The sequence below is a fragment of the Phenylobacterium sp. genome (assembly GCF_030681155.1).
In the GTDB taxonomy this organism is placed as follows: Bacteria; Pseudomonadota; Alphaproteobacteria; order Caulobacterales; family Caulobacteraceae; genus Phenylobacterium.
The window spans coordinates 123,939-148,644 of the sequence record NZ_JAUXXE010000078.1 but is presented as its reverse complement, the minus strand read 5'-3'; the positions used below and the strand labels follow the sequence as shown (position 1 = coordinate 148,644).

The following is a 24,706-nucleotide window of genomic DNA, read 5'->3' as shown; positions in this document are numbered from 1 at the left end:
CAACGATCTCCAGTCACGCCGTCGGTCTTCGGGCCGGCGGCGTTTTTTTATGCCGTGACGATCTCCAGGTGCGCGCCGTTCTCGCTAAGCACCGCCGCGGAACTCATCCCTAGGCGGCGCCAGAACGGCATGGGCTCGAAACGCAGCCGATGGCTGAGCCAGAGGGTGATGATACGGCCGTGCGCCACGATCACTTTTGTACCCTCTCCGCCGGTGATACGCGCCATGGCCGCATCGAAGCGAAGCCGTGCGGCGAGCCCTGTCTCCTCCCCCATGATCAGTTCATCGGGCTGGCAGAACATCCGTTCGACGCGGAACTCGAACTCTTCCTGCGTGCTGAACGGGCTGCTGTCGGCGTGGTGTTCCGCCAGACCGGCGTCGATGGCGGGCGCCAACCCAAACACCGGCGCCATAGCCAATGCGGTCTCCCGCGCCTTAGGTTCTGGACTGGTCCAAAGCGTAGTCGGCGCGAAAATGCTGAGCCGTTCAGCCAGGGCCGTGGCCGCAAGACGCCCTTCAGGTGATAGCGCCCACGACGATGGCGGCGCGCCGGCCACGATCTGCGGCCGGCCGTGCTTGACGAAGATCAGGCGGCTGGGCGGCCGATCCGCTTGATTTCCCATTCCAGGTCTATCCCCAGCTTGGCTTTGACATCGGCGCGAACCGCTTCGCCGAGACCCTCGAGATCCGCCGCCGTCGCTTCCCCGGTGTTAATCAGGAAGTTGGAGTGCAGCGGCGAGAACATCGCCCCGCCATGCAGCTTACCGCGCCAACCAGCGTCATCGACGAGCTTCCAGGACGAATGGCCGGGCGGGTTTTTGAAGGTCGAGCCACCGGTCTTTTCACGGATCGGCTGGGTGGTTTCGCGCCGCGCGGTGATCTCGGCCATCCGCGCCTCAATGGCGGCGGGATCATCGGCCGCGCCTTCAAACAAGGCGCCGGTGAAGATCAGCCCGCCCTCGGCCGCCTTGGCCGACTTGCGGTAGACGAAGCCCATTTCGGCGTTGCTGAACGTCACGCGCTCTCCTGCCCGAGTCACCGCATAGGCCTCGACCAGCACGTCCTTGGTTTCAGCACCGTAGCACCCGGCGTTCATCACCGTTGCGCCCCCAATGGATCCGGGCACGCCGCGATAGAACTCCAGCCCGGCGATGCCCGCCTTGCCGGCCTCGCGCGCCAGCACCGCGTCCAGCACGGCCGCCCCGGCGAAAATCCTGTTGTCGCCGCGCGGTTCGACCTTGCCGAACGCCTTGCCCAGGCGGATCACCACCCCGTCGACGCCACCGTCACGGACCAGGGTGTTTGAGCCCACGCCGATCGGCGTCACCGGCACGGACGGATCGAGCCCCTTCAGGAAGTCGGACAGATCAGCCTCGTCCTCGGGCAGGAAAATCACGTCGGCCGGACCGCCGACGCGAAACCACGTGAAGGGCGCCAGCGGCTCGTCCTTCAGGATCCGGCCACGAACCTTGGGCAGATCGTCGCGCCAGCTCACTTGGAAAGCGCCTCAAGCTGCGCCGGCAATGCGTGAGCCCAGACCGTAATGTCGCCGGCCCCCAGACAGACGACCAGATCGCCGGCCTTGGCTTCGTCGGCGACCAGCGCCGCCAAATGCGCAGGGCCTTCCAGCGGCAGGGCGCGGCGATGTCCGAACCGGCGCAGGCCGTCGACCAGGCCGTCGCGGTCGGCGCCCTCAATGGGCGCCTCGCCGGCCGTATAGACATCGGCGACGATCACCGTGTCTGCATCGTTGAAGCAGCCGCAGAATTCATCGAACAGATCGTGCAGGCGCGAATAGCGGTGCGGTTGCACCACAGCGACCACCTTGCCCTCGGTGACCGCGCGGGCGGCCTTCAGCACCGAGGCGATCTCCACTGGGTGATGGCCATAGTCGTCGATCACCCGCACGCCGTTGGCGACGCCCGTGGTGGTGAAGCGCCGCTTGACCCCGGCGAACCCGGCCAGACCCTTGCGGATGTCGGCATCCGATACGCCCAGCTCGCGCGCGATGGCTATGGCGGCGGTGGCGTTCAGCACATTGTGCTGGCCCGCCATCGGCAGATGCAGATTTTCCAGCCGCACGATCTCGCCGTCCTGCGGGGCGAACACCGCGTCGAAACGCGAGCCGTCCGGCCCCATGCTGATCTTCTCGGCCCGCACCTCAGCCTGGGGATTGGTGCCATAGGTGATGAGGCGGCGGTTCTTGACCCGGGCGGCCATCGCCTGGACCTCGGCGTGGTCGGTGCAGACCGCGGCGAAACCGTAGAACGGTACGTTCTCGACAAAGTCCTGGAACGCCTTCTTCACGGCGTCGAAGTCGCCGTAGTGGTCCAGGTGCTCGGGATCGATATTGGTGACGATGGCGCAGGTGGACTTCAGCTTGAGGAAGGTGCCGTCGCTCTCGTCGGCCTCCACAACCATCCACTCGCCCTCGCCGACCTTGGCGTTGGTGCCATAGGCGTTGATGATGCCGCCATTGATCACCGTCGGGTCCTTGCCGCCGGCGTCCAGCAGGGCGGCGACCATCGAAGTGGTGGTGGTCTTGCCGTGGGTCCCACCGACCGCCACCGAGTATTGCAGGCGGGTCAGCTCGGCCAACATCTCGCCGCGGTGCACCAGCGGGATGCGCTTCTCGCGCGCGGCGACCATCTCAGGATTGTCGGCCTTGATCGCGGTCGAATAGACGATGGCTGAGGCGCCTTCGACATTGGCCCCGCTCTGGCCGATGAACACCTTGGCGCCCAGCTTCTCCAGCCGCTCGGTATTGGCGCTGGCCTTGGCGTCGGAGCCCTGCACCGTATAGCCGATCCGCAGCATGATCTCGGCGATGCCGCTCATGCCGATCCCGCCGATGCCGACGAAATGGACGGGGCCGAGGGCGAAGGGGACGGGTCGCTTGTTCATTTTTGGAGGGCGGTTCTCTCGACCAGGTCGGCCAGGCGTTCGGCGGCGTCCGGTTTGGCGATGGATCGCGCGCCGGCCGCCATGCGCGCCAGGCGCTCGGGGTTGGTCAGCAGTTTCAGAAGTGCGTTCGACATGGTGTCGACGGTGAGTTGATTCTCGCGCGCGACCTCGGCGCCGCCGGCCTCGGCCATGACCCGGGCGTTCTGTCCCTGATCATCGTCCAGCGCGATGGCCAGCGGGATCAGGATGGCGGGCTTTCCAGCGACGGCGAATTCGCAGACCGTGCCGGCGCCAGAGCGCCCGATCACCAGATGGGCGTCGCGTAGCCGTCCGGCCATGTCGCGGAAGAACGGGGCGATCTCGGCCTCGACCATGGCGTTGGCGTAGGTCCGCCGGGCGCCGTCCATCGACTCCTTGCGGGTCTGCTGCTGCACCTTGAGGCGGACGCGCAGCTCTTCAGGCAGCTTGGCGATCGCCTCGGGCATCAGCTCCGAAAGCAGGCGCGCGCCCTGGCTGCCGCCGGTGATCAGCAGATGCACCGGGCCATCGAGCGTCGGCGGAACATAGGGCAGTTCGGAGAGGGCGCGGATGTCCGGACGCACCGGATTGCCGACCACCACCGCGTTCTCGGCGACCCGGCCGGGCGCCTTCTGCAGCACTGGGAAGGCGCATGCGACGGCGCGAACATGGCTGGCGAGCCGCCGGTTGGCCCGGCCCATTACTGCGTTCTGCTCATGCAGCAGGGTCGGCCTGCCCTGGGTGATCCCAGCCAGCAGGCCCGGCACGGACGGATAGCCGCCGAAGCCCACCACGACATCGGGCTCGATCCGGGTGAAGGCGGCGCGAGCCTGCAACACGCCACGCACGATGGCGATGCCGGCCTGGGCCATGCTCACGGGATCGCCGCGCCGGAAGGTCCGAGCCGAAAGCCCGATGCGTTCCTCGGCGGGGAAGCTCTCGGCGAAGGCGGCGGCGCGCTCATCGGTGGCGAGCACGATACGCCAGCCTCGCGCAATCAAGGCTTCGGCCAGCGCTTGAGCCGGAAATAGATGCCCCCCGGTTCCCCCGGCGGCGACGACGGCGATCTTACGCATCACGAGCCTTTAGGCGAAGGCGCCGGCCTTGGCGAGGCCCTCGCCCTGGGAATAGGCTCCCGGCCTGCGGCGGGTCAGCGCCAAGGCCATGCCCAAGGTCAGGCAGATCGCCAGCATGGACGAGCCGCCGTACGAAATGAACGGCAAGGTCATGCCCTTCGTCGGGATCATATTCAGGTTCACCGCCACATTGATGAAGGCCTGCTGGCCGACGAGGACGAATAGGCCGGCCGCAGCCACCTGTTCGAAGGGATCGCTCAGTTTCATGGCGCGATAGAGGCCGCGGATGACGATGAACGAAAACAGGGCGATCAGCAGCAGCGAGAAGATCAGGCCGTACTCCTCGGCCCCGACCGAATAGATGAAGTCAGTGTGCAGGTCGGGCACGTGACGCTTCATCACGCCCTCCCCCGGGCCGCGGCCAAAGAAGCCGCCGGCCGAGATCGCCTCGGCGGCGCGGTCCACCTGGTGGGTGTCGGCGCGCTCTGGGCTTAGGAACCGGTCCACTCGGCTAGCGACGTGCGGGAACAGGAAATAGGTCGAGGATAATCCTGTCACCGCCACCCCGCCTAGCAGCATCACCCAGGACAACGGCACGCCGGCCATCCAGAAGGCCGCGCCAAACGCCACGGTGATCAGCACGGTCTGGCCAACGTCCGGCTGCACCAGCAGCAGGCCGACCGACAGGAAGTAGAGGCCGAAGGCGATGGAGACGCCAGGCACTCCCTGCCCCTTCTGGCCCTCAGCGAACATCCACGAGACCAGCACGATCAGCGCCGGCTTCATGAACTCCGACGGCTGAAGGGTGAAGCCGCCCAACTGCACCCAGCGCGTCGCGCCCTTGGCGGTGTGGCCCATGAACGGCAGGGCGATCATGATGGCGATGGCTATGAGATAGATGAAGAACGCCGCCCGTCGGACGCCGCGACCATCCAGCATCGAGGTCGACACCAGGATCATCGCGCCCGCCGCCGCGAACACGCACTGGCGAACCGCGAAGTGGAAGGGATCACCCACATTCATCCGCGCCGCCGCCGACGGGCTGGCCGCGAAGGACATCATAACGCCGATGGCGATCAGGGCGGCGACCGCCCCGAGCATCCAGCGATCGGTCGTCCACCACCACACGCCGACCGTTGACCTGTCGCTGCGTGCGAAGGCGTGGGCTTGGCTGGGTTTCATTGAGGATCCATCGGCGATTCGAAGGCGAAGGCGGTCAGCGATCACAAGACGCCCTCATGCTTAATTTTCCTTAACCGGGACTCGAGGCCGCGATCGTGATGTCGAAAGCCTAGGCGCGCGCGCCCTTGGCGGCCGGCGTGGTGAGCGCGGTCACGGCGGCGCGGAAAGCCTCCCCCCGAGCTTCGAAATCGGCGAACTGGTCGAACGAGGCGCAGGCCGGCGACAGCAGCACGACGGCGTCCTGACCGGAGGCGAGCGCGTCGGCATAGGCCATCGCCGTCGCCACCTCGATGGTTCCGCACTCGGCGACCTTGGCCTTGCCCTTCAGGACCTTGGCGAAGTCGGCTTGCGCCTCCCCGATCAGATAGGCCTTCTCGATACGCGGGAAGAGATCGGTCAGGTCATCAATGCCGCCAGTCTTCGGCTGACCGCCGGCGATCCAATAGAACTTCGGATAGCTCGACATCGCCTGACGGGCGGCGTCGGCGTTGGTCGCCTTGCTGTCGTTCACGAAGCGGACCTTGCCGACGTGGGCGACGGTCTCCATCCGGTGCGCCAGGCCCGGGAAGGTCATCAGGCCGTCAGCGGCCTCCTGCGAGGTCAGGCCGAGCCCACGCACCGCCGAATAGGCGGCCGCCGCGTTCTGCCAGTTGTGCCGCCCCGGCAGCGACTTGGCGCGCAACAGGTCGACAACCTCAGCGGCGCGCTCGCCGGTGGCGTCGTAGAGCAGGCCCTGCAGGACATAGACGCCCCGGCCCATGGCTTTAGACGCTGAGATCGGGACGATGGTTCGGCGGTTGGCGGCGGTGATCTCGGTGCAGATCCGCTGCCCCCAGGGATCGTCCACGCCGATGACCGCGGTGTCGCCCTTGCCCTGGTTCAGCAGCAGCCGGCGTTTGGCGGCGACATAGCCTTCCATCCCGCCGTGACGCTCCAGGTGATCGGGCGAGATGTTCAGCAGCACCGTCACGTCGGGCTTGAGGCTGGACGTCAGGTCGAGCTGGTAGGAGCTCATCTCCAGCACATAGACCGCACCGCCGTGCATGTCGTCGAGGTCCAGAACGCCGACGCCGATATTGCCGCCAACCCGTGTGTCGCGACCGGCGGCCGCGCAGATGTGGCCGATCAGGGCGGTGGTGGTCGACTTGCCGTTGGTCCCGGTGATGGCGACGATCTTCGGGCGCTTGTGCTCGGGCGCGGCGTTCACGGTCCGGGCGAACAGCTCGATGTCGCCCACGATCTCGACGCCGGCCGCCTTGGCCTTCTCGACGGTCCAGTGCGGTTTGGGATGGGTCAGCGGCACGCCCGGCGACAGCATCAGGGCGGCGAACTTGCTCCAGTCGGCGGTGGTCAGATCGACCAGCGGCAGCCCCTCGGCCTCAGCCGCGGCGCGGCTCTCCGGACGCTCGTCCCAGACCGCGACCGCGGCTCCGCCTAGCATCAGCGCGCGCGCAGCCGTCAGCCCCGTGCGGGCCAGGCCGAACACGGCGACCGTCTTGCCTTCAAAGCCGCGGACCGGGATCATGACCTACGCCTGCCCTCCCCTACCGCAGCTTCAGGGTTGCAAGACCCAGCAGGGCGAGCATCACCGCGATGATCCAGAAGCGGATCACGACGGTCGATTCCGACCAGCCGAGCTTTTCGAAATGGTGGTGGATCGGGGCCATGCGGAACACGCGCTTGCCCGTCAGCTTGAACGACACGACCTGGATCATCACCGACAGGGTCTCCATCACGAAGAGGCCCCCGATGATGCCCAGCACGATCTCATGCTTGGTGGCCACGGCCACCGCTCCGATGCCGCCCCCCAGCGCCAGCGAACCGGTGTCGCCCATGAAGATCTTGGCCGGCGGCGCATTGTACCAAAGGAAGCCGAGGCCAGCCCCGATCATCGCCCCGCAATAGACCGCGACCTCGCCCACGCCGGGGACGAAGTGCAGCTTCAGGTACTGGGCGAAGACGAAGTTGCCGACGAGATAGGCGATAAAGCCAAAAGCCGCCGCCGCGATCATGACCGGCACAGTGGCCAGGCCGTCCAGGCCGTCGGTGAAGTTCACGGCGTTGGCCGCGCCAACGATGATGAAAGCGCCGAAAGCCAAGTAGAACCAGCCCATCGGCAGCAGCAATTCCTTGAAGATCGGGAACGCGACCGAGGTCGACAGGTTCGGGGTCTCTGGCGGATTGGTGCCGAATACGACCATCAGGGCGACGGCGGCGAGCGCGATGGCGGCCTCCATCAGCAGTCTGACCTTGCCCGAGACCCCATCGGTCGTCTGCTTGGTGACCTTGGCGTAGTCGTCGGTGAAGCCGAGCACGCCATAGCCGGCGGTCACCAGGATCACCGCCCAGACATAGACATTGGTCAGGTCCGACCATAGCAACGTGCCGACCAGCAAGCCGGCCAGGATCATCACCCCGCCCATGGTCGGGGTGCCGGCCTTCTCCACCACGTGGCGCTCGATGCCGTCGGCGCGGATCGGCTGACCCTTGCCCTGCTTGGCCTGCATCCAGCGGATGAAGCGCGAACCCATGGCCACGACGACCAGCTGCGCCGTGAACAGCGCCATGCCAGTGCGGAAAGTCTGGTATTTCAACAGGTTCAGGAACGGAACATATCCGTCGGCCGACAGCTGTTGATACAGCCAGTAAAGCATCAGCCCTTCTCCTGCGAACGCACGTCGAGGGCTCCCAGGGCGGCGACCACCGCACCGGCTCTCGACCCGTTCGAACCCTTGACCATCACCAGATCGCCCGGCTCAACGGCCTTGGCGATCAGCAGCCCCAACTCCACCGCTGTCTCGGCGTAACCGCCTCTACGAGTCGGCGGAAGGGCGTCCCACAGTGATTTCATCAACGGTCCGGCGCAGAACACCAGCTCAACGCCCGCGCGATCCAGCGGCTCGGCCAAGCCGGCGTGGAAAGCAGGGCCCTCAACGCCGAGCTCGAGCATGTCAGTCAGCGCGACGATCCGCCGCCCCGTCACCATGCGTGCGCCTAGCGCGGCGAAGGCCGCGCCCATCGAGACGGGATTGGCGTTGTAGCTCTCATCGACCAGGGTGAACTCGCCGCCCGCCAGCCTGATCACCCGCTCCGCGCCGCGGCCGGCCAGCGGCTCGAAGCTGCCTAGGGCCGCGAGGCTGTCATTCAGGTCCACGCCCAAGGCTTCCAGCATCAGCAGGACCGCCATGCTGTTGGGGCCCCAATGGAAGCCGGTCTGCAGGATCGGGAAATCCAGGGCCTTGCCGTGCAGGCGAGCCTGCACGACCGCGTATCCGGCCTGCGGTTGGAAATCGACTAGGCGCGCGTCGCAATTCTCAGCGGAACCAAAGCTGCGGACGACAGCGCCGACCTTGCGGGCTTCGGCGCTCAGGAAGTCGAACCACTTGTTGTCGGCGTTCAGCACGGCCACGCCGCCGGGTTCGAGCCCGGCGAAGATTTCAGCCTTGGCGCGGGCGACACCCTCTTCGCCGTCGGGGAAGTTCTCGACGTGAACAGGTCCGACCGTGGTGATCGCCACCGCGTGCGGCCGCACGAACCGCGACAGCGGCGCGATCTCGTCGGCGTGGTTCATGCCGATCTCGAACACCGCCCGCTCGGTGTCGCGCGGCATGCGCGCCAGGGTCAGCGGCACGTCGATATGGTTGTTGTAGCTCTTCACCGACGAGTGGGCCTTACCGGCCAGCATCAAGCCGGCGCGCACCGCCTGGGTGACGCTGGTCTTGCCCACCGAGCCGGTGATCGCCCCGCGCCGCACCTGAGGCGCACGCTCGCGGGCCGCTTCGCCCAACATTTCCAACGCCCGGAGGGTGTCCCCAACCACGACGCTGGGGGCGTCCACGCCCTTGGACACCAGGGCGCCGGTCGCCCCGCCCGCCATGGCGGGGGCGATGAATTCATGCCCGTCACGCACGCCGCCCAGGGCCACGAACAGGTCGCCCTGTTCGATCGAGCGGGTGTCGATGGAAACGCCGTTCACCTTGAACGGCGCGCCGGACAGGTGGCCGCCCGTCGCTGCAACGATCTCCTCGGAGGTCCAGAGAGGCTCAGCCACGGAGCATCTCCAAGGCTTGAGCGACCTCGGCCACGTCGTCGAACGGATGCAGGACGCCGGCGATGCTCATGCCTTGCTCGTGGCCCTTGCCGGCCACCACCAGCACGTCGCCGGCGGTCATCTGCGCGACGGCGCTTCGAATAGCCTCGCGACGATCGCCGATCTCCTGCGCGCCCTTGGCGCCGGCCAGGACCTCGGCGCGGATCGCGGCCGGAACCTCATTACGTGGATTGTCATCAGTGACGATGGCTATGTCGGCGTGATCGGCGGCCGCCTGCCCCATCAACGGGCGCTTGGCGCGGTCACGATCGCCGCCCGCGCCGAACACCACGATCAGCCGCCCCTCGACGTGCGGACGCAGCGCCTTCAGCACGGTCTCCAGACCGTCCGGGGTGTGGGCGTAGTCGACATAGGCCTCGCCGCCCTTGGGGCCAGTCCCGACCCGCTGCAACCGGCCCGGCGCGCCTTCAATGGTTTCCAGCGCCGCCATCACGCTCGCAACGTCCTCGCCAGCGGCGATGCAGAGACCCGCCGCCACCAGAACGTTCGAAGCCTGGTATCCGCCCACCAGAGGCAGACGAACTTCATACACCTTGCCGGCCGCCTCGATCTTCAGGGTCTGGCCTTCGGGCGTGGGTTGGCGGCTCAGCAGCTTCAGGCCCTGCCCCGCCTCGCCCACCGAAAACACGCTCTGCCCTGAGGTTACTGCGGTCGCCGCGAAGGCGTCATAGGCGTCGGAATCGGCGTTCAGGACGGCGGTCGCGCCGCGCGGCAGCAGGGTTTCGAACAACCGCAGCTTGGCGCCCTGATAGGCCTCCATCGTGTGGTGATAATCGAGATGATCCTGGGTCAGGTTCAAGAACCCGGCCGCCACGAGATCCACGCCGTCGAGCCGGCGTTGATCAACTCCATGCGACGATGCCTCAAGCGCCACATGGGTGACGCCCTTGGCGGCCAGGATCGACATCAGTTCGGCCACATCGGCGGCGTCCGGCGTCGTCAGGCCAGGCGGGGTGAGCTGCTCATCCAGGCCAGGGCCCGTGGCGCGGACGCCCAGGGTGCCCATGCTGGCGGCCTTCTTGCCCGCGTGGTTGAAGACCTGTCGGCAGAAGGCCGCGACCGAGGTCTTGCCGTTGGTGCCGGTGACCGCGACCACCACGGGCGGCTGCGCGCCCCAGAACGCCTTCGCCGCCAGGGCGTAGGCGCGGCGCGGGTCCTTCGTCACCAATACCGGAACGCCGAGGCCCGGCATGTCCTGCGCCGAAATCACCGCAACGGCGCCGGCGGCGACCGCCTTGGCCGCGAATTCACCACCATCGACCATCGAGCCCGGCAGGGCGGCGAACAGGAAGCCAGGCTTCACCTTGCGGCTGTCGGCGGTGACGCCGGCGATGAGCGGATCAACCTCCAGGCTACGCTGGACCAGGGATGAGAGAAGCGCCGCCATCAGTGGCCGTCCGCCAGGGGTTGGGCCACGCCATCGTCGCCGACGACCTTGATGATCTCGTTCTGCCGCTCGACGCCCAGGAACGGCGCGATGCGGTCGATCACCCGCCCGGCCGCAGGAGCGGCGACCCAGCCGCCCGTCGAATAGCCGTAGGTCTTGGCGTTGCCTTGCGGCTCATCCATCAGGATCAAGACGAAGTAGCGCTTGGCCTCGACCGGGCCAGAGGTTGGGAACACGGCGGCGAACGACGACACCTGCTTCTTCGTCGAATAGCCGCGAATGGCCGGATCGTACTTTTCACCCGTACCGGTCTTGCCGCCGACGCTGAGGCCGGGCGCATTGGCCGACTTGCCGCTGCCGCCGATGACGTTGGCGCGCATGATCTGCAGCATCTGCATCGAGGTCTGTTCGGAGACCGCTCGCACGCCCTGAGGACGCTGGTTCGGCTCAAGCTTCTTGATGGTCAGCGGCACGAGATTGCCGCCGTTCAGCAGCGCGCCCATCGCGCTGGACAGCGCCAGCGGGCTGACGTTCATCCCGTGGCCGAACGAGGTGGAGGCCACAGCGTCCATGTCCCACTTGCGCGGGGTCAGCGGACGCGCCGACTCCATCAGTTCGACCTTGGCCGGCTTGGTGAGGCCCAGAGCGGTGAAATAGTGGCTCAGCCGATCGGCCCCAATGCTCTCGGCGAGCTTGGCGGTGCCGATGTTGGAGGAGTGCTGGAAGACCTCGACCAGCGTCAGGATCTTGCGAGCGGCGTGGTAGTCCTTGATCGTCCGATAGCCCAGTTGGTAGGGCTCGCGCGCGTCAAAGGTGGAGGACGGATTGGCCACGCCGGTGTCGAGGCCGATGGCCACGGTGAAGGCCTTGAAGGTCGACCCCATCTCATAGATCGAGGCCGCCGCACGGTTCAGCTTGGCGTCGTCGCTGGCGACCGACACCCGGTTGGGGTCGAAGGTCGGATAGCTCGCCATCCCCAGGATTTCGCCGGTGTGGACATCGGTGACGATCCCGACGGCGCCGCGCGGTTGGAATTCAGCGGCCGCCTTGTAGAGCTCGTCCTCAAGAGCGGCCTGGACGCGCAGGTCGATGGACAGCGCCACCGCGCCATTGGCGGCCTTGCCCCCACGCAGCGTATCGTTCAGCGCGCGTTCGGCGCCGGCCAGGCCGACCCCGCCGGTGTCAGCAAAGCCGATCAGATGCGCGGCGGTATGGCCCAGCGGATAGACCCGGCGCTCTTCGCTCTCGAAGCTCACGCCCGGCAGGCCCAGGGCATTGACGCGCGAACGCTCTTCCGGGGTCAGGCCGCTGGCCACGAAGCCGCGACGCTCGCCCTTCAGGGCCTTTTCGAGCCGAGCGCGCGAGACATTCGGCAGAGCCGCAGCCAAGGCCCTGCGCGTCTCGTTGGCGTCCCAGATCTCGCGCGGATCGACATAGAGGCCGTAGTGCAGCAGATCGGCGGCCAGCATGGCGCCGTTGCGGTCGGTCAGGTCGGCGCGATCAGCTCCGATCGGCCCCACATAGCCGTTGCCGTGACCCGCGTTGGAGAACAGCGCCGCACGCGTGGCGCCGACCGCTAGCACCGCGAAGCTGGCCGAGAACAGCGCCAGCACGAAGAAGATGCGGATGCGCGTGTCGTCTTCAGCCTTGCCGGCCGCCTTGGCGCGCTCGAACGCGTGCTCCAGGCCCCAAACCTTGGCCTTGAGCCAGCGCCAACCGGGCGCCTCGAACGTGGGGTGCGCCATAGTCACGGCTTCTGCTTCCCGATGGCGATTTCAGACAGCTTGTCGATCGTCGTCTCGTGCTTGGCCTGGAGAGGGGCCATTCCGAGGTGCGTGGTGGAGAGGGTTTCGATGCGAGCCGGTTGCTCCAGGTGCGCGACCTCGGCCTGCAGCAGGCGAATCCGGGCCTTCTCGGCGTCGATCTGCTTCTCGACCGAGGCGATCTCGGCGCGCTCTTTGCCAGCCATGGTCTTGGCCAGGTAGACCGACAGGATGATCGCGACCAACACGCCCAGGGCGACCACGTCGATCAGCCGGAAACCACGGACCTTGCGATTGAGGAAGCTCATGCCACATCGCTCCAGACCGGGGCGGCGGTCCGCACGCCCACGCGAAGTTTGGCCGACCGTGCGCGCGGATTGGCGGAGGTCTCGGCCTCCCCCGCAGTGCGCGCACCGTTGAACAGCAGTTCGAAGCTCGGAGCGGCCAGGGCCTCGACCGGCGGAAGATGACGCGATCCGCCCGGCGTCTTGCCGGCCCTGGCGGTGAAGAAGGCCTTCACGATGCGGTCTTCCAGCGAGTGGAAGGTCACGACCGCCAGCCGGCCGCCGACCTTCAGCACGCGCTCTGCGGCTTCGAGGCCAGCCTCAAGCTCGCTGAGCTCTTCATTCACGGCGATCCGCAGCGCCTGGAACGAGCGTGTCGCCGGGTGCACCTTGGCGCCACGCCGGCCGCCCAGCGCGCGCTCAATGACCTCGGCCAGGTCGAGCGTCCGGGTGAAAGGCTGCTCTTCGCGCCGACGCATGATGAAAGCGGCGATACGACGCGACTGCCGCTCTTCGCCATAGAGCCAGATGATCCGCGCCAGCTCGGCCGGCTCGGCCGTGTTGACGATGTCGGCGGCGGTCGGACCGCTCGCGCCCATCCGCATGTCCAGCGGACCGTCCCGCATGAACGAGAAGCCGCGCTCGGCCTGATCGAGCTGCATCGACGACACGCCGAGATCCAGCGCCACCCCGTCCACCGAGCGCTCACCCAGCTCAGCGGCCATCTCGGAGAAGCGGGCGTCAACCAGTCGGAAATTGTCGCCAAGACCTTCGGCGAACTGGCGGGCGCTGGGGTCGCGATCGAAGGCGACCACGTTCGCACCGGTTTCCAGGAAGCCGCGCGAATAGCCGCCTGCCCCGAAGGTGCCGTCAATGATGATCTTGCCGGGCGCCGGCTCCAGCGCGGCGATCACTTCGTCCAGCAGGACCGATGTGTGCGGAGCGCTCATTGACCCACCGCTAGCTTCGCGGCCCGCTGCTGAGCGCGCAACTGAGCCAGGCCTTCGCGGGCGAGTTCGCGTTGGGCGGCCCGGTGAGCCTGGAACGCCTCGCGCTCCCAGATCTGGAAACGGTCGCCGAGCCCGACCAGCACCACCCAGTCGGTTAGGCCGAACTGGTCGCAAAGCTGCTCGGGAAGCGTGATGCGGCCGGCGGTGTCGAAGCTCATCTTCGCCTGCCCGCCCAGCACCGAAAGCTCGATAGCCGAACGGGTCGGATCGCCGAAAGGCATCTCTTCGATCAGGGAAAGGTATCGATCAAACAAGGCCTTGCCGCCGCCTTCGACGCAATCGGCCTCGATGGAAGGGAAGCAGACGATGCCGTCGAACGGCCCGGACACCAGCGCGCGGAATTCCTGCGGCACAACGATGCGCCGCTTGGCGTCCACTTGTTTCTCGAAGGTCGAGAGAAACATCTCCGCCATCGCCCCAGATCGCGGCCCCGCGTGGACCGCCCGTTCAGCCCCGTTTCCGGTCGTCCGCGCCCTCGAAAACGGTGACGCTTGATACCCTAACGGATGCTGATTGGGTTAACATGGGATCAATTGGGAAACAATGACTCCAGAACGCCAATTCTCGGAAAAACAAAGAAGTTGAACGGGTCGTTTGATGCGCGACAACAACACTCCACAGAACATACAGAGAACTTGTTAAGTACTGTGCAGCATCCCCCGCCGTCGTGTGGATAAGTTCTGAAGATCGTGGACCAGACGGCCTATAAGCCGGGTTCTGTCTCGTCTGCGAACAGACGCGGCGATCATTCCTCTGGACCGCCCATTGCTGGACGGTTCTCGCGACCTACCCGGACGTCTCGGGCCTACGACAGCCCTACCCGCACAAGGCGGGCGCAACGTCCCTATTCGGTCTTGCTCCTGGCGGGGCTTGCCATGCCGTTCCTGTCACCAGGCCCGCGGTGGGCTCTTACCCCACCCTTTCACCCTTACCTCGGCCGCAGCCGAGGCGGTCTGCTCTCTGTGGCGCTATCCCTGGGGTCGCCCCCGGCGGGCGTTACCCGCCGCCATGTCGTCGTGGAGCCCGGACTTTCCTCGACTGCCGCAAGGCAGCCGCGATCGCCCAGCCATCTGGTCCGCGCGCTAAGTGGGGCCACAACCGCCCGGGGTCAAGCGGCGCGAGCGATCAGCTTCATCCCAATTCGTCCCACTGGCCGCAGTCATCGCCACTCATATCGTGGGATCGCGCCCCCCAGCCAAATCCGGCCAGGAGGCGCGAAGCCCTTAGAACTCGGCCGAACCGCCGTCGCACGGAACGACTGTGCCGGTCGTGTAGGCGCTGGCCCGGCTGGCCAGGAAGATCGCCACCCCGGCGATGTCTTCCGGCGTGCCGATCCGGCCGCGCGGGTTGGCCTTGGCGATGGCGTCGCCGGCCCGCGCCAGGGTCGCAGCCATCATGTGGCTCTGGAAGGGACCGGGCGCGATGGCGTTGACCAGGATGTGCTCGGGCGCCAGCCGCTTGGCTAGGTGGCGGGTCAGCATGATGCAGCCGGCCTTCGAGGTCGAATAGGCGTAGGTCTCCAGGGCCGGCGGCTCGATGCCGTTGACTGAAGCGATATTGATCACCCGCGACGGCTCTTCATGGGTCGCGGCGGCGCGCAGTTGCGGCAGCAGCTTCTGGGTCAGGAAGAAGATCGACTTCACGTTCAGATCGACGGTCTTGTCCCAGCCGTCTTCCGGATACTCGTCGATCGGCGCGCCCCAGGTGGCGCCGGCGTTGTTGACCAGAATGTCGAGCTTGCTCTCGCGCTCGGCGAGCGCGGCCGCCAGACCGGTGATCCCCGCCATGTTCGACAGGTCGAACGGCAGCGAAATGCAGGTCCCGTACTGCGAAAGCTCCTCGGCGACCCGGTCGCAGACCTCGGCCTTGCGCGAGGAGACATAGACCTTGGCGCCATTCTCGACATAGCCGCGGGCGATCATCTCGCCAATGCCGCGGCTGCCGCCGGTGACCAGGGCGACCTTGCCTTCAACGCTGAACAAATTGCGCATCAAAATGATCCTTCATTTTCGAAATCTAGGTATGAAATGGGAGGCGAACCTGTGCCTGCTGTGCTGACGGCGCAGGCAGGAAACGTCAAGCTGCGCCGGCGGGGACAGGCAGTATGAGACCCATGGCGATATCGGCCTCCATGCGACCATCGGGCATTCGCACCCGCTGCTCAAAGCGTCCGTCGATCACGAAACCCAGCGACTGATAGAGCCGGATGGCGCCCGCATTCCCCTCGCGCGCCATCAACTCGATGCGCGTGACCTGCGGCGTCAGTTGCGCGGCGGCGGCGAACAGCGCTTGGAACAAGGCCCGCCCAACACCCCTGCCCTGCCAAGCCGGATCCACCGCAATGGTCAGGTCCGACAACACATGGGCGAACTGGTCCGGGCCGATGCGCGAGGCGTGGATCTCGCCGCACAACGCCTCGTCTTGCCAGGCCCCGAGGGTCACGCCGCCAGCCAGCGCCTTGCGAAGAAAGCCCTCTACATAGGGCAAGTCCATCTCGTCGGGTCTGCGGGCCAGTCCGCCAGAACCGGCTGCCGCCGCACGATAAAGCGAAAGCACCGTTGCAGCCTGCGAGGGCTGCGTCGGCCTGATTTCAAACTCGCTCATCTCAGGCCGCCGCCCGCAGCAATGCGATCAACCTGGCGCGGGTCATGCCGTCGGCGACGCCGTCGACCTGTTCCTGCCGCCAGTGACGCTGAAAGGCCTGCACCACCGAAGTGGTCTGGGCGTCGTACTTTCCCGATGGCGCGCAGTCATAGCCAAGGCGCGTGAAGCCGGCCTGCAGCGCGAACACCCCGGCCCCCTCCTCGCCCTCGGACAGCGGCAGGCCAGGCGCGGCGTCCGGCTCGACCCACAGGCCGTGGCCCGCCTGCGCCAGTTGCTTCCACGGAAACAGCTCGCCCGGATCGATCTTGCGGCCCGGCGCGACATCGGAATGGCCGAGAATCCGGCTGTCTTCGATGCTCCACCGGGTACGGATATCGGCGACCAGCTCGATCACAGCGGCGATCTGCGCCGCCGGGAACGCCCTATAGCCAAACTCATGGCCAGGATTGACGATCTCGATGCCGATGGACCGGCCGTTGATGTCGCTCTCGCCCTTCCAGAACGAGACCCCCGCGTGCCAGGCGCGCCGCTCCTCCGGCACGAGACGGAACACTCGCCCATCTTCCTCGACCAGATAGTGCGAGGACACCTTGGACTGCTCGTCGCACAGCCGCGCCAGCGCCTCGGGGCCGCTGGTCATGCCGGTATAGTGCAGGACCAGCATTTCCGGCGGGACCGTCCGCTCGTTGAAGTTAGGCGAGACCGCCTCGATGAAGTTCACTTTGGGCTCCGAGAAGTCCTGTTACGCAGCGCGTACACGAACAGCATGATCTGGTTGGGCCGCATGGCGATGATGAGCACGCCGGCCAGAGCGACCGCCGCGCCAAACGCCATGCGGGCGTCGAACGGGTCATGGGTGATGATGACGCCAAGACCGATGGTGGCCAGCGGCGTCATCAGGGTCAACGGCGAGATCAGGTTCGCGTCATATCGCTGGATCAACCCGTAATAGGCTGTGTGCCCACAGACCGAGACGACCAGGCCGGAAAACACCACCGCCGCCCAGAATTGCCAGCTCATCGACAGGCCTGCTTGCAGCGCGCCAGGCTCCAGCACCGCTGACAACACCGACAGCACGAGCGCCGAAAGGAGCCCGACCCAGGCCTGGAACTGCAGAGGCTTGACGCCCTCCATCCCCTTCATCAGCACCGCGCCGAGCGAACCGAGGAAGGCCGAGGCGACCACGAACAGCAGCCCTTCCGATATCTTGAAACCATGGGGATCCCACATCACCGCCAGCGCCCCGAGCAGGGTCAGGGCGATGCCCGTCAACCGTCGCCGGCTAAGCCGCTCGCGCAGGATGAGGAAGGACAGCACCGTCGTCATCGGCACCATGAGCTGGCTTACGATCGCCACCGAGGACGGGCTGGCGGTCTTCAGCGCCAGGAAGACAAAGGCGAAGGATCCGGCCCCCATGCACAAGGCCACCAGGATCAGCCGCCAGAACGGCTTGGGCACCGGCCGCAGCCAAGGGAAGACCGCAATGGCGACGATCGCGAAACGCACGGCTGCGTAGAACAGCGGCGGGGCGTGAAGATAGGCCACCACATACTTCGACACGATGTTGTTCGACGCCCACAGCAGGCAGATCACGACCAGGAGAGCAAAATCACGAAGCGCCATGGCCTCGGTTAGGCGCGGTTACGCCCGCTTTGGCAAGCCCAACGCTTGTTTGACCCATGGGAAATCGAGGAGTGTGCTGGCGATTCACCGGAGATCTTTCCCATGACCGCCCAGCCCTTCCTCGGCCCCGACGTTCGCGACCTCGGTTCAGCCTGGATCGACCCGACCGCCCGCATCTTCGGGGCGGTCGAGATCGCGGCCGAGGCCTCGATCTGGTGCAATGTCGTGGTCCGCGCCGAAAGCCAGCGGGTGGTCATTGGACCCCGCACCAACATCCAGGACTTCGTGATGATCCATGTCGGATCGGGCACGCCCACCATCGTTGGCGCCAACTGCTCGATCACCCACCACGTGACGCTGCACGGCTGCGATATCGGCGACAACTGTCTGATCGGGATCGGAGCGACCATCATGGACGGCTGCATCGTCGGCGCCGGCTCCATCGTCGCCGGAGGGACCTTCCTGAAGGAAGGAACCATCATCCCGCCCAACTCGATCGTCATGGGGTCGCCCGGCGTGGTGACCAAGACCCGCGACAACTCGGTGGCCAATGCGATGAACGCCTTCCTCTACTGGCGCAACGCCCAGGCCTACGCCCAGGGCGATTACCGGCTGTGGTCGAAGGAGAGCTTCCGCGCCGAAATGGGCGCTGAACACGCCCGGCTCACGGGAGCCTAGGGCGCTTGCGGCGAGAAACCGCTGGCGCCCGCCATCGGGGCGTCTTGCCACCGCCCCGGCCGAGAGCGCTTGGCGAACGGCCCGTGGTCGCCGATGAATGAGCATGGCTGAGGAAGCAATCCCGTTCGACGGCGCGTACGACTACATCGTGGTCGGCGCAGGCTCGGCCGGGTGCGTGCTGGCCAATCGGTTGTCGCAGGACCCGCGCAACCGGGTGCTGCTGCTGGAGGCCGGCGGCCGCGACGATTGGATGTGGTTCCACGTGCCGGTCGGCTACCTGTTCGCCATCGGCAATCCGCGCTCGGATTGGCTGTACGAGACCGAGCCTGAGCCGGGGCTGAATGGGCGGGCCCTCAAGTACCCGCGAGGCAAGGTGATCGGCGGCAGCTCAGCCATCAACGCCATGATCTCCATGCGCGGCCATGCCGCTGACTACGATCACTGGAGACAGCTCGGCCTGACAGGCTGGGGCTGGGACGACGTGCGGCCGATCTTCCGCCGCCTGGACGACCACTTCCTGGGCGAGGGCGAGCACCACGGGGTCGGCGGCGAGTGGAGGGTCGAAGCGCCGCGGGCGCGTTGGGATGTGCTGGACGCCATCGCGCAGGCGGCGACGCAAATGGGAATCCCCGCGACCTCAGACTTCAACACGGGCGACAACACCGGGGTCGGCCCGTTCCATGTCAATCAGAAGCGAGGGCTGCGCTGGTCGGCGGCGCGCGGCTTTCTGAAGCCGGTCCTGAGGCGGCCGAACCTGCGCCTGGAGACCGGCGTGCTGGTCGAGAAGATCCTGTTCGAGGGGCCTCGCGCCGTCGGCGTGCGGTTCAGTCGCGGCGGCCAGGCGTTCGAGGCTCGCGCGCGCGGCGAGGTGATCCTGGCGGCCGGCGCCATCGGCTCCCCGCAGATTTTGCAGCTGTCGGGCGTGGGTCCCGCCGACTGGCTGGAGGAGCTTGGCCTACCGGTCCTGGCCGACCGGCCGGGCGTGGGGCGGAATCTGCAGGACCATCTACAGCAGCGGGCGATCTACAAGGTCACCGGCGTGAGGACGCTGAACGAGACCTATCACTCGATGCTGGGCCGCGGGCTGATGGGCGCGGAGTATGCGCTGCTGCGGCGCGGGCCGCTGACCATGGCGCCGTCGCAGCTGGGCATCTTCACGACCTCGTCGCCCGAGCACGAGCGGGCGAACATTCAGTTCCATGTCCAGCCGCTGTCGCTGGATCGGTTCGGCGAGCCGCTGCACCGGTTCCCGGCGGTGACGGTTTCGGCCTGCAATCTGCGCCCGACCTCGCGCGGGAGCGTGCGTCTGCGTTCCTTGGACCCGGCGGCCGCGCCGCGCATTGCGCCGAACTACCTGGCCACGCCGGAAGATCAGCGTGTGGCGGCCGACGCCATCCGCATGACCCGCCGCTTGATGGGCCAAGCCGCGCTCGCGCGCTTCTCGCCTCAGGAGCATCTTCCGGGCCCCGCTGTCGGTGACGACGAAGCTGCCCTGGCGCAAGCGGTGGGCGACATCGGTACGACAATCTTTCATCCCGTGGGGACCGCCAGGATGGGCCTGCCATCCGATCCCGCCGCAGTGGTAGATGAGCGCCTGCGGGTCATCGGGCTAGAGCGTCTGCGGGTCATAGACGCATCGGTGATGCCGACCATAACCTCGGGCAACACCAACACACCTACGATCATGATCGCCGAGCGCGGCGCTAGTCTAGCGCTGGAGGACGCGCGTTAGCGGCTGGGCGTTACTCGGCCGGCGACACCCTCGGCGTTCGGTGCAGCGAGGCGCACCACAGGACGCCGGCCACAAGGCAGACGATCGCCAGGACCTCCAGCACCGTGGGCCAGCGCTGCGACCAGAGGAAGCCGTAGAACAAGGCGAACAGCGTCTCGAACACGATCATCTGGCCGCCAAGCGTCAGCGGCAGCAGGCGGCTGGCCTGGTTCCAAAGGCCATTGCCCACGACAGACGCCAGGATCGCCACCCCGGCGGCGACGCCCCAGAACTTCGCCCACTCGGCCGGAGCGTGACCAGATCCGCCCCAGAAGGCCGGAACGGCGAGCAACAACGCCAGGGCGCCGGTGACTAGGCCGGTCAGCAATGACCAGTCGTACGAGGAGATATCCGCTCGCCGCGCCAGCCAGCGGGCGTTGTCCACCGAATAGACCGACCACGACCCCAGCGCCCCCACCGCGCAGGCCAGACCCAGCATCCGGAAGATCGGATCGCCATGCCCGGTGTCCAACCGGAACGCCTCGTACGCCACCAAGCCCACGCCGGCGAGGCACAGGAGCATCGAGGGAGCCAAAGCTCGCATGCTCACAGCGCCTGCCTCGCGTGAAGCGACCAGGGTCACCACCACCGGCAGCAGGCCGACGATCAACGAAGCCGAGGCGCCGCCAGCCCACTGCACGGCGGTCGCCAACAGGATGTAGTAGAGAATATTGCCGAGCAGGCTGAGGCGGATCAGGCTGATCCACTCGGCCCGGCCCAGGCGCGAAACAAGCCCGCGCCAGCGCGGGGCCAGCAGCAGCACCGCCACAGCGCCATAGGCAAGGTAGCGAGCGGCAGAGAGTTGGAAGGGGCTGAAATCGCCCAGGACCTGGGGCGCCAGGAACACCAGGCCCCAAACTGCGCCCGCGGCGACGCCACTCGCGATTCCGCGCACCATCTGCGTGCCTCTTCCCATCTTACCTATCCGCGAAAGACAGGATGATGAGGCGGGAGGCCGGCGTCTTGTCCCTGGCTCTCGAACTTTGGACCCAGGCTATTGTCGATGCCGCCGCCGATAGGCGCCCGGCGTCAGGCCGGTGCCCCTGCGCATCGCCCGGGTCAATGCGCTCTGGTCGGAATAGCCAGCCTTGAAAGCAAGTTCGGCGATCGAGGCGGTCGAGCGGGCCAACCCGTCCTGGACCGCACGTAGGCGGATCTCCGACAGCAATTGCTGCGGCGTTCGACCCAACTCCGCGCGGAACAGCGCGTGAAGCCGGCTCGGGCTCACCCCGGCCACCTGCGCCATAGCGGGGACCGACCAGTCCAGGCCCGGCTCGAGCTCTATCCGTCGGCTGAGGATTTCGAGCCGCGACGGGGCCTGCGGCACGTCGAGCAGCGCCTCAAGCAACAGCGGCGTGCAGCGCCAGGCGGTGGTCGATGACATGGAGGCAGACAGGTCCACGAACTCGATCAGCCGCCGCGCAGCCGGCGAGATCGGCAGGAACACCTGGCGCCGCATGCGCTCGACCGCCGCCTCGCCCAGGTCGGCTTGTTCGCACTCGACGATCAGAAAGCGGTTGGCCCCATCCCCGGCCTGCACATGGTCCGCACCAGGCGCGACGAAGGCGGCGCGCCCGGTGTCGAGCCGGCCGCCGCGCCCCCCGATCTCGATTTCCAACCGGCCGACCACTGGCAACACCAACTGCACGTGGTCGTGCTGGTGCATGACGCCGTCCGCGCCATAGCTGCGAAAGCTGAGTGGATGCAGTGCGTTCACACCGCGTCCACTACTCGCCTTTTCAGCAACCGTCGATCAGGCGCCGACCTGGGCCGCCTCGCCCACCTCGGCCATGGCCGCCTGGTCCATGTACATCAGCTCCCAGACGTGGCCGTCGAGGTCCTGGAAGCTGCAGCCGTACATCGGTCCCATGTCGAGGATCGGCTTCCAAGGCTTGGCGCCCGCCGCTAGCGCCTTAGCGAGGGTGTCGTCCACCTGGGCCCGACTGTCGGCCGACAGACAGGTCAGCACCTCGGTCGCCTTGGTGGCGTCGCTGATCGCACCCGTGATGAAGTCCTGGAAGCGCTCGTGCTCCAGCAGCATGGCGAAGATATTCTCCTCAATGACCATGCAGGCGGTGCTCTCGTTCGAGAACTGGGGATTGAAGTCAAAGCCCAGGGCGCCGAAGAAGCGCCGCGAGGCCTCGACGCTTTTCACGGGCAGATTGACGAAGATCATTCGCATGGGGTGTCTCCTCAAGGTTCCAAACAGTCCGCGCCCCTGGGTTGGGATCAGGACACCCCTAGGACGTACCGGCAAGTCTGCCTCCTACATCCCCGCCCGCCTTTTTTTTGGACCGATGGCCGCAGCCACCGCGCAGGCCGAAATGACACACCTCGCCCCTTGCGCGAATGGCGCAGCTTTTGCTTTGGGGAGCCCATAAGAGCACTCGATTGTCTCTCGGAGCTAAAATGAAACGCGTCGCAGCTATCACCACAGCCATCATCGCAATGGCCATGGCCGCGCCCGCGTGGGCCGCAAAGACCTTCGTGCTGGACAACGTCACGCTGCAAGGCGGCGGGACCTTGACCGGCACCTTCACGACCGACGATGCGCTCTCCTCGCTGCTGGGGATCAACATCACCGCCTCGGCCGGGACCTATGGCCCGGGTGTCTTCTCGGTGTTCAACTACAACAACGTGGCGCTCGCCGATTGGGTCTCGCTTCCGACCCAGGGCTTCCGAATTCAGACGGCCGGCGCCGCCCAGGAACTCCGCTTGGACTTCTTCCCGCTGACGGCCAGCGGGGCCAACATCCTCACCACTGCCTATGAGTACCAGAATACGGGCGGCGCCCGCGCCATTCTCGGCGGACGCGTTTCCCTTCAGGAAACCGCTCCGATCTCCGCCGTTCCGGAACCGGCCACCTGGGCCATGATGATCATCGGCTTCGGCGCGGTAGGCTCGATGGTCCGAACCTCGCGCCGCCGGAACGTCTTCAGCGCCGCCTGATCCAAACACCCTGAGAATTGCTTTGGGCCCTCTCGCTTCGGCGGGAGGGCCTTTTGCGTGCGGGCGCCGCTTGTTCCCAAAACAAAAACGGCGCTCCAGTCAGGCTGGAGCGCCGCTTGGGCCCCGGCTTTCGCCGGGTGAGAGTCATAGTTGCTTAGGCCGCCTTGCCCAGGCTGAGGCCTTCATAGCGGGCTAGGTGGTGATCGGTGGAGCCGAAGGCGTTCTCGATCATGGTGGCGCGCTTGAAGTAGTGGCCGATGGCCATTTCGTCGGTCATGCCCATGCCGCCGTGCAACTGGATGGCGTTCTGTCCGATGAACTTGGCCGCCTTGCCGATCTGAACCTTGGCCGCCGAGGCGCCCTTGGCCCGCTCATGATCGCTGTCGGCCAGCTTGATGTCGGCCATGTAGGTCATCGAGATCGACTGCTCGAGCTGGATGAACATGTCCACCATCCGGTGCTGCAGCACCTGGAACTGGCTGATCGGCTGACCGAACTGCTTGCGCTGCTTGGTGTATTCCAGCGTGCCTTCATGCAGACGGCGGAACACGCCGCAGGCTTCGGCGCAGGTGGCGACGATGGCTTCGTCGATCACCTTCTCGACCAGCGGCAGGGCGGCGCCCTCAGAACCGATCAGGGCGTCGGCGCCCAGCGCCACGTTCTCGAACGTCACTTCCGAAGCGCGGAAGCCGTCGACCGTCGGGTAGTCGCGCGTCGTCACGCCCTTCGCGCTCTTCGGCACGATGAACACCGAAACGCCTTGGGCGTCGCGCTGGCCGCCGCCGGTCCGGGCGGTGACGATCAGGTGGGTGGCGTAGGGCGCGCCGATGACGACCGCCTTGTGGCCGTTCAGCACGTAGCCCGCGCCGTCCTTCTTGGCCGTGGTCTTCAGGTCCTGCCAAGTGTAGCGGGCCTGCGGTTCGGCATAGGCAAAGGCGATGATCGTCTCGCCGCCGATGATGCTGGCGATCATGTCGGCCGCGCCGGCATAGCCCGAGTGCTTAAGGAAGCCGCCGCCGATCACCACGGTGCCGAGATAGGGCTCGACCACCAGGGATTTGCCCAGCTCTTCCATGATGACCATGTTGTCGGTCGAACCGCCGCCGAGGCCGCCGAGCTCTTCCGAGAACGGCGCGCCCAGAATGCCGAGCTCTTCGGCGAAGGCCTTCCAGACCGCCGGGCGCCAGCCCGGTTCGGCCCTCAACGCATCGCGGCGCTGCTCGAAGCTATAGTTGTCGGCCAGATAGCTCGCGACCGTATCGCGCAGCATCGACTGTTCTTCGGTGAAGCTGAAATCCATCTGGTTTCCCCGTACGACATCCCGCCCCGGCGCATCGGCCAAGGGC

At 66.6% G+C, this 24,706-nt stretch carries 23 protein-coding genes, 1 other RNA gene and 1 pseudogene; 3 read left to right on the top strand and 22 right to left on the bottom strand.

The window, feature by feature from the left end; all coding sequences use genetic code 11:
- Positions 1 to 47: 47 nt before the first annotated feature.
- The 18 genes from Q8M13_RS20690 to Q8M13_RS20605 form a co-directional block, all read right to left on the bottom strand.
- A complete protein-coding gene (locus Q8M13_RS20690) occupies positions 48 to 623 on the bottom strand; it encodes a histidine phosphatase family protein (protein WP_305302158.1) in 576 nt (191 codons plus the stop codon).
- Positions 587 to 1,495, bottom strand: coding sequence for a UDP-N-acetylmuramate dehydrogenase (gene murB, locus Q8M13_RS20685; protein ID WP_305302157.1), 909 nt, complete (start codon positions 1,493 to 1,495; stop codon positions 587 to 589). Before murB ends, Q8M13_RS20690 begins: the two co-directional genes overlap by 37 nt.
- Entirely contained in the window at positions 1,492 to 2,904 is a 1,413-nt protein-coding gene (gene murC / locus Q8M13_RS20680; protein WP_305302156.1) for a UDP-N-acetylmuramate--L-alanine ligase, read from the bottom strand. Before murC ends, murB begins: the two co-directional genes overlap by 4 nt.
- Positions 2,901 to 3,998 carry an undecaprenyldiphospho-muramoylpentapeptide beta-N-acetylglucosaminyltransferase gene (gene murG, locus Q8M13_RS20675; RefSeq protein ID WP_305302155.1) on the bottom strand — a complete coding sequence of 366 codons (1,098 nt, stop codon included), beginning with the start codon at positions 3,996 to 3,998 and terminating at the stop codon, positions 2,901 to 2,903. Before murG ends, murC begins: the two co-directional genes overlap by 4 nt.
- A gap of 9 nt (positions 3,999 to 4,007) precedes the next feature.
- Positions 4,008 to 5,180, bottom strand: a complete 1,173-nt coding sequence (gene ftsW, locus Q8M13_RS20670; RefSeq protein WP_305302154.1) for a putative lipid II flippase FtsW — start codon at positions 5,178 to 5,180, stop codon at positions 4,008 to 4,010.
- 109 nt (positions 5,181 to 5,289) lie between these two features.
- Positions 5,290 to 6,705: a UDP-N-acetylmuramoyl-L-alanine--D-glutamate ligase gene (gene murD, locus Q8M13_RS20665; RefSeq protein ID WP_305302153.1), complete on the bottom strand. Its 1,416-nt coding sequence runs from the start codon at positions 6,703 to 6,705 to the stop codon at positions 5,290 to 5,292.
- A 19-nt stretch (positions 6,706 to 6,724) separates the two neighbouring features.
- Entirely contained in the window at positions 6,725 to 7,834 is a 1,110-nt protein-coding gene (mraY, locus tag Q8M13_RS20660; RefSeq protein WP_305302152.1) for a phospho-N-acetylmuramoyl-pentapeptide-transferase, read from the bottom strand.
- Complete coding sequence (gene murF / locus Q8M13_RS20655; RefSeq protein WP_305302151.1) at positions 7,834 to 9,231, bottom strand: UDP-N-acetylmuramoyl-tripeptide--D-alanyl-D-alanine ligase; 1,398 nt, start codon at positions 9,229 to 9,231, stop codon at positions 7,834 to 7,836. Before murF ends, mraY begins: the two co-directional genes overlap by 1 nt.
- Positions 9,224 to 10,678 (bottom strand): UDP-N-acetylmuramoyl-L-alanyl-D-glutamate--2,6-diaminopimelate ligase, encoded by a 1,455-nt coding sequence (locus Q8M13_RS20650; RefSeq protein ID WP_305302150.1) that lies wholly within the window; start codon positions 10,676 to 10,678, stop codon positions 9,224 to 9,226. Before Q8M13_RS20650 ends, murF begins: the two co-directional genes overlap by 8 nt.
- On the bottom strand, positions 10,678 to 12,423 hold the full coding sequence (locus Q8M13_RS20645; protein WP_305302149.1) for a penicillin-binding protein 2: 1,746 nt from the start codon (positions 12,421 to 12,423) through the stop codon (positions 10,678 to 10,680). Before Q8M13_RS20645 ends, Q8M13_RS20650 begins: the two co-directional genes overlap by 1 nt.
- A gap of 2 nt (positions 12,424 to 12,425) precedes the next feature.
- Positions 12,426 to 12,749 carry a cell division protein FtsL gene (locus Q8M13_RS20640; RefSeq protein WP_305302148.1) on the bottom strand — a complete coding sequence of 108 codons (324 nt, stop codon included), beginning with the start codon at positions 12,747 to 12,749 and terminating at the stop codon, positions 12,426 to 12,428.
- Positions 12,746 to 13,675 (bottom strand): 16S rRNA (cytosine(1402)-N(4))-methyltransferase RsmH, encoded by a 930-nt coding sequence (gene rsmH, locus Q8M13_RS20635; protein ID WP_305302147.1) that lies wholly within the window; start codon positions 13,673 to 13,675, stop codon positions 12,746 to 12,748. The genes Q8M13_RS20640 and rsmH overlap by 4 nt, the downstream gene beginning before the upstream one ends.
- The gene (locus tag Q8M13_RS20630) at positions 13,672 to 14,139 is read right to left on the bottom strand and encodes a division/cell wall cluster transcriptional repressor MraZ (protein WP_305302207.1); all 468 of its coding nucleotides are present in this window, start codon (positions 14,137 to 14,139) and stop codon (positions 13,672 to 13,674) included. Before Q8M13_RS20630 ends, rsmH begins: the two co-directional genes overlap by 4 nt.
- Before the next feature lie 286 nt (positions 14,140 to 14,425).
- Positions 14,426 to 14,809: RNase P RNA component class A (gene rnpB / locus Q8M13_RS20625), an RNA gene on the bottom strand.
- Between the two features lie 149 nt (positions 14,810 to 14,958).
- On the bottom strand, positions 14,959 to 15,726 hold the full coding sequence (locus tag Q8M13_RS20620) for an SDR family oxidoreductase (protein ID WP_305302146.1): 768 nt from the start codon (positions 15,724 to 15,726) through the stop codon (positions 14,959 to 14,961).
- A gap of 85 nt (positions 15,727 to 15,811) precedes the next feature.
- Complete coding sequence (locus Q8M13_RS20615; RefSeq protein ID WP_305302145.1) at positions 15,812 to 16,339, bottom strand: GNAT family N-acetyltransferase; 528 nt, start codon at positions 16,337 to 16,339, stop codon at positions 15,812 to 15,814.
- 1 nt (position 16,340) lies between these two features.
- Positions 16,341 to 17,003, bottom strand: a complete 663-nt coding sequence (locus tag Q8M13_RS20610; protein ID WP_305302206.1) for an N-acetylmuramoyl-L-alanine amidase — start codon at positions 17,001 to 17,003, stop codon at positions 16,341 to 16,343.
- 53 nt (positions 17,004 to 17,056) lie between these two features.
- The gene (locus tag Q8M13_RS20605; RefSeq protein WP_305302144.1) at positions 17,057 to 17,962 is read right to left on the bottom strand and encodes a DMT family transporter; all 906 of its coding nucleotides are present in this window, start codon (positions 17,960 to 17,962) and stop codon (positions 17,057 to 17,059) included.
- Positions 17,963 to 18,064: 102 nt separating this feature from the next.
- Between Q8M13_RS20605 and Q8M13_RS20600 the strand changes: the two genes are divergently transcribed.
- Positions 18,065 to 18,640 (top strand): gamma carbonic anhydrase family protein, encoded by a 576-nt coding sequence (locus tag Q8M13_RS20600; protein WP_305302143.1) that lies wholly within the window; start codon positions 18,065 to 18,067, stop codon positions 18,638 to 18,640.
- A 103-nt stretch (positions 18,641 to 18,743) separates the two neighbouring features.
- The gene (locus Q8M13_RS20595) at positions 18,744 to 20,372 is read left to right on the top strand and encodes a GMC family oxidoreductase (RefSeq protein WP_305302142.1); all 1,629 of its coding nucleotides are present in this window, start codon (positions 18,744 to 18,746) and stop codon (positions 20,370 to 20,372) included.
- A gap of 10 nt (positions 20,373 to 20,382) precedes the next feature.
- Here Q8M13_RS20595 and Q8M13_RS20590 read toward each other — a convergent pair whose 3' ends face one another.
- The 3 genes from Q8M13_RS20590 to Q8M13_RS20580 form a co-directional block, all read right to left on the bottom strand.
- Positions 20,383 to 21,309 carry a DMT family transporter gene (locus Q8M13_RS20590; protein ID WP_305302141.1) on the bottom strand — a complete coding sequence of 309 codons (927 nt, stop codon included), beginning with the start codon at positions 21,307 to 21,309 and terminating at the stop codon, positions 20,383 to 20,385.
- 96 nt (positions 21,310 to 21,405) lie between these two features.
- Positions 21,406 to 22,128 (bottom strand): AraC family transcriptional regulator, encoded by a 723-nt coding sequence (locus tag Q8M13_RS20585; RefSeq protein WP_305302140.1) that lies wholly within the window; start codon positions 22,126 to 22,128, stop codon positions 21,406 to 21,408.
- A 36-nt stretch (positions 22,129 to 22,164) separates the two neighbouring features.
- Positions 22,165 to 22,593, bottom strand: a complete 429-nt coding sequence (locus Q8M13_RS20580; protein ID WP_305302139.1) for a VOC family protein — start codon at positions 22,591 to 22,593, stop codon at positions 22,165 to 22,167.
- A gap of 659 nt (positions 22,594 to 23,252) precedes the next feature.
- Here Q8M13_RS20580 and Q8M13_RS21095 point away from each other — a divergent pair.
- Positions 23,253 to 23,360: pseudogene (locus Q8M13_RS21095) on the top strand (PEPxxWA-CTERM sorting domain-containing protein); the annotation flags it as partial.
- Between the two features lie 154 nt (positions 23,361 to 23,514).
- Here Q8M13_RS21095 and Q8M13_RS20570 read toward each other — a convergent pair.
- Complete coding sequence (locus tag Q8M13_RS20570; protein ID WP_305302137.1) at positions 23,515 to 24,660, bottom strand: acyl-CoA dehydrogenase family protein; 1,146 nt, start codon at positions 24,658 to 24,660, stop codon at positions 23,515 to 23,517.
- Between the last annotated feature and the right edge of the window lie 46 nt (positions 24,661 to 24,706).

What these genes read in the sequence shown, in the direction of transcription:
- Q8M13_RS20690 (WP_305302158.1), bottom strand. Translation starts at nt 623, where the DNA reads ATGGGAAATCAAGCGGATCGGCCGCCCAGCCGCCTGATCTTCGTCAAG.
- murC (WP_305302156.1), bottom strand. Translation starts at nt 2,904, where the DNA reads ATGAACAAGCGACCCGTCCCCTTCGCCCTCGGCCCCGTCCATTTCGTC.
- murG (WP_305302155.1), bottom strand. Translation starts at nt 3,998, where the DNA reads ATGCGTAAGATCGCCGTCGTCGCCGCCGGGGGAACCGGGGGGCATCTA.
- ftsW (WP_305302154.1), bottom strand. Translation starts at nt 5,180, where the DNA reads ATGAAACCCAGCCAAGCCCACGCCTTCGCACGCAGCGACAGGTCAACG.
- murD (WP_305302153.1), bottom strand. Translation starts at nt 6,705, where the DNA reads ATGATCCCGGTCCGCGGCTTTGAAGGCAAGACGGTCGCCGTGTTCGGC.
- mraY (WP_305302152.1), bottom strand. Translation starts at nt 7,834, where the DNA reads ATGCTTTACTGGCTGTATCAACAGCTGTCGGCCGACGGATATGTTCCG.
- Q8M13_RS20650 (WP_305302150.1), bottom strand. Translation starts at nt 10,678, where the DNA reads ATGGCGGCGCTTCTCTCATCCCTGGTCCAGCGTAGCCTGGAGGTTGAT.
- Q8M13_RS20645 (WP_305302149.1), bottom strand. Translation starts at nt 12,423, where the DNA reads ATGGCGCACCCCACGTTCGAGGCGCCCGGTTGGCGCTGGCTCAAGGCC.
- Q8M13_RS20640 (WP_305302148.1), bottom strand. Translation starts at nt 12,749, where the DNA reads ATGAGCTTCCTCAATCGCAAGGTCCGTGGTTTCCGGCTGATCGACGTG.
- rsmH (WP_305302147.1), bottom strand. Translation starts at nt 13,675, where the DNA reads ATGAGCGCTCCGCACACATCGGTCCTGCTGGACGAAGTGATCGCCGCG.
- Q8M13_RS20630 (WP_305302207.1), bottom strand. Translation starts at nt 14,139, where the DNA reads ATGTTTCTCTCGACCTTCGAGAAACAAGTGGACGCCAAGCGGCGCATC.
- Q8M13_RS20620 (WP_305302146.1), bottom strand. Translation starts at nt 15,726, where the DNA reads ATGCGCAATTTGTTCAGCGTTGAAGGCAAGGTCGCCCTGGTCACCGGC.
- Q8M13_RS20615 (WP_305302145.1), bottom strand. Translation starts at nt 16,339, where the DNA reads ATGAGCGAGTTTGAAATCAGGCCGACGCAGCCCTCGCAGGCTGCAACG.
- Q8M13_RS20610 (WP_305302206.1), bottom strand. Translation starts at nt 17,003, where the DNA reads ATGCTGGTCCTGCACTATACCGGCATGACCAGCGGCCCCGAGGCGCTG.
- Q8M13_RS20605 (WP_305302144.1), bottom strand. Translation starts at nt 17,962, where the DNA reads ATGGCGCTTCGTGATTTTGCTCTCCTGGTCGTGATCTGCCTGCTGTGG.
- Q8M13_RS20600 (WP_305302143.1), top strand. Translation starts at nt 18,065, where the DNA reads ATGACCGCCCAGCCCTTCCTCGGCCCCGACGTTCGCGACCTCGGTTCA.
- Q8M13_RS20595 (WP_305302142.1), top strand. Translation starts at nt 18,744, where the DNA reads ATGGCTGAGGAAGCAATCCCGTTCGACGGCGCGTACGACTACATCGTG.
- Q8M13_RS20590 (WP_305302141.1), bottom strand. Translation starts at nt 21,309, where the DNA reads ATGGTGCGCGGAATCGCGAGTGGCGTCGCCGCGGGCGCAGTTTGGGGC.
- Q8M13_RS20580 (WP_305302139.1), bottom strand. Translation starts at nt 22,593, where the DNA reads ATGCGAATGATCTTCGTCAATCTGCCCGTGAAAAGCGTCGAGGCCTCG.
- Q8M13_RS20570 (WP_305302137.1), bottom strand. Translation starts at nt 24,660, where the DNA reads ATGGATTTCAGCTTCACCGAAGAACAGTCGATGCTGCGCGATACGGTC.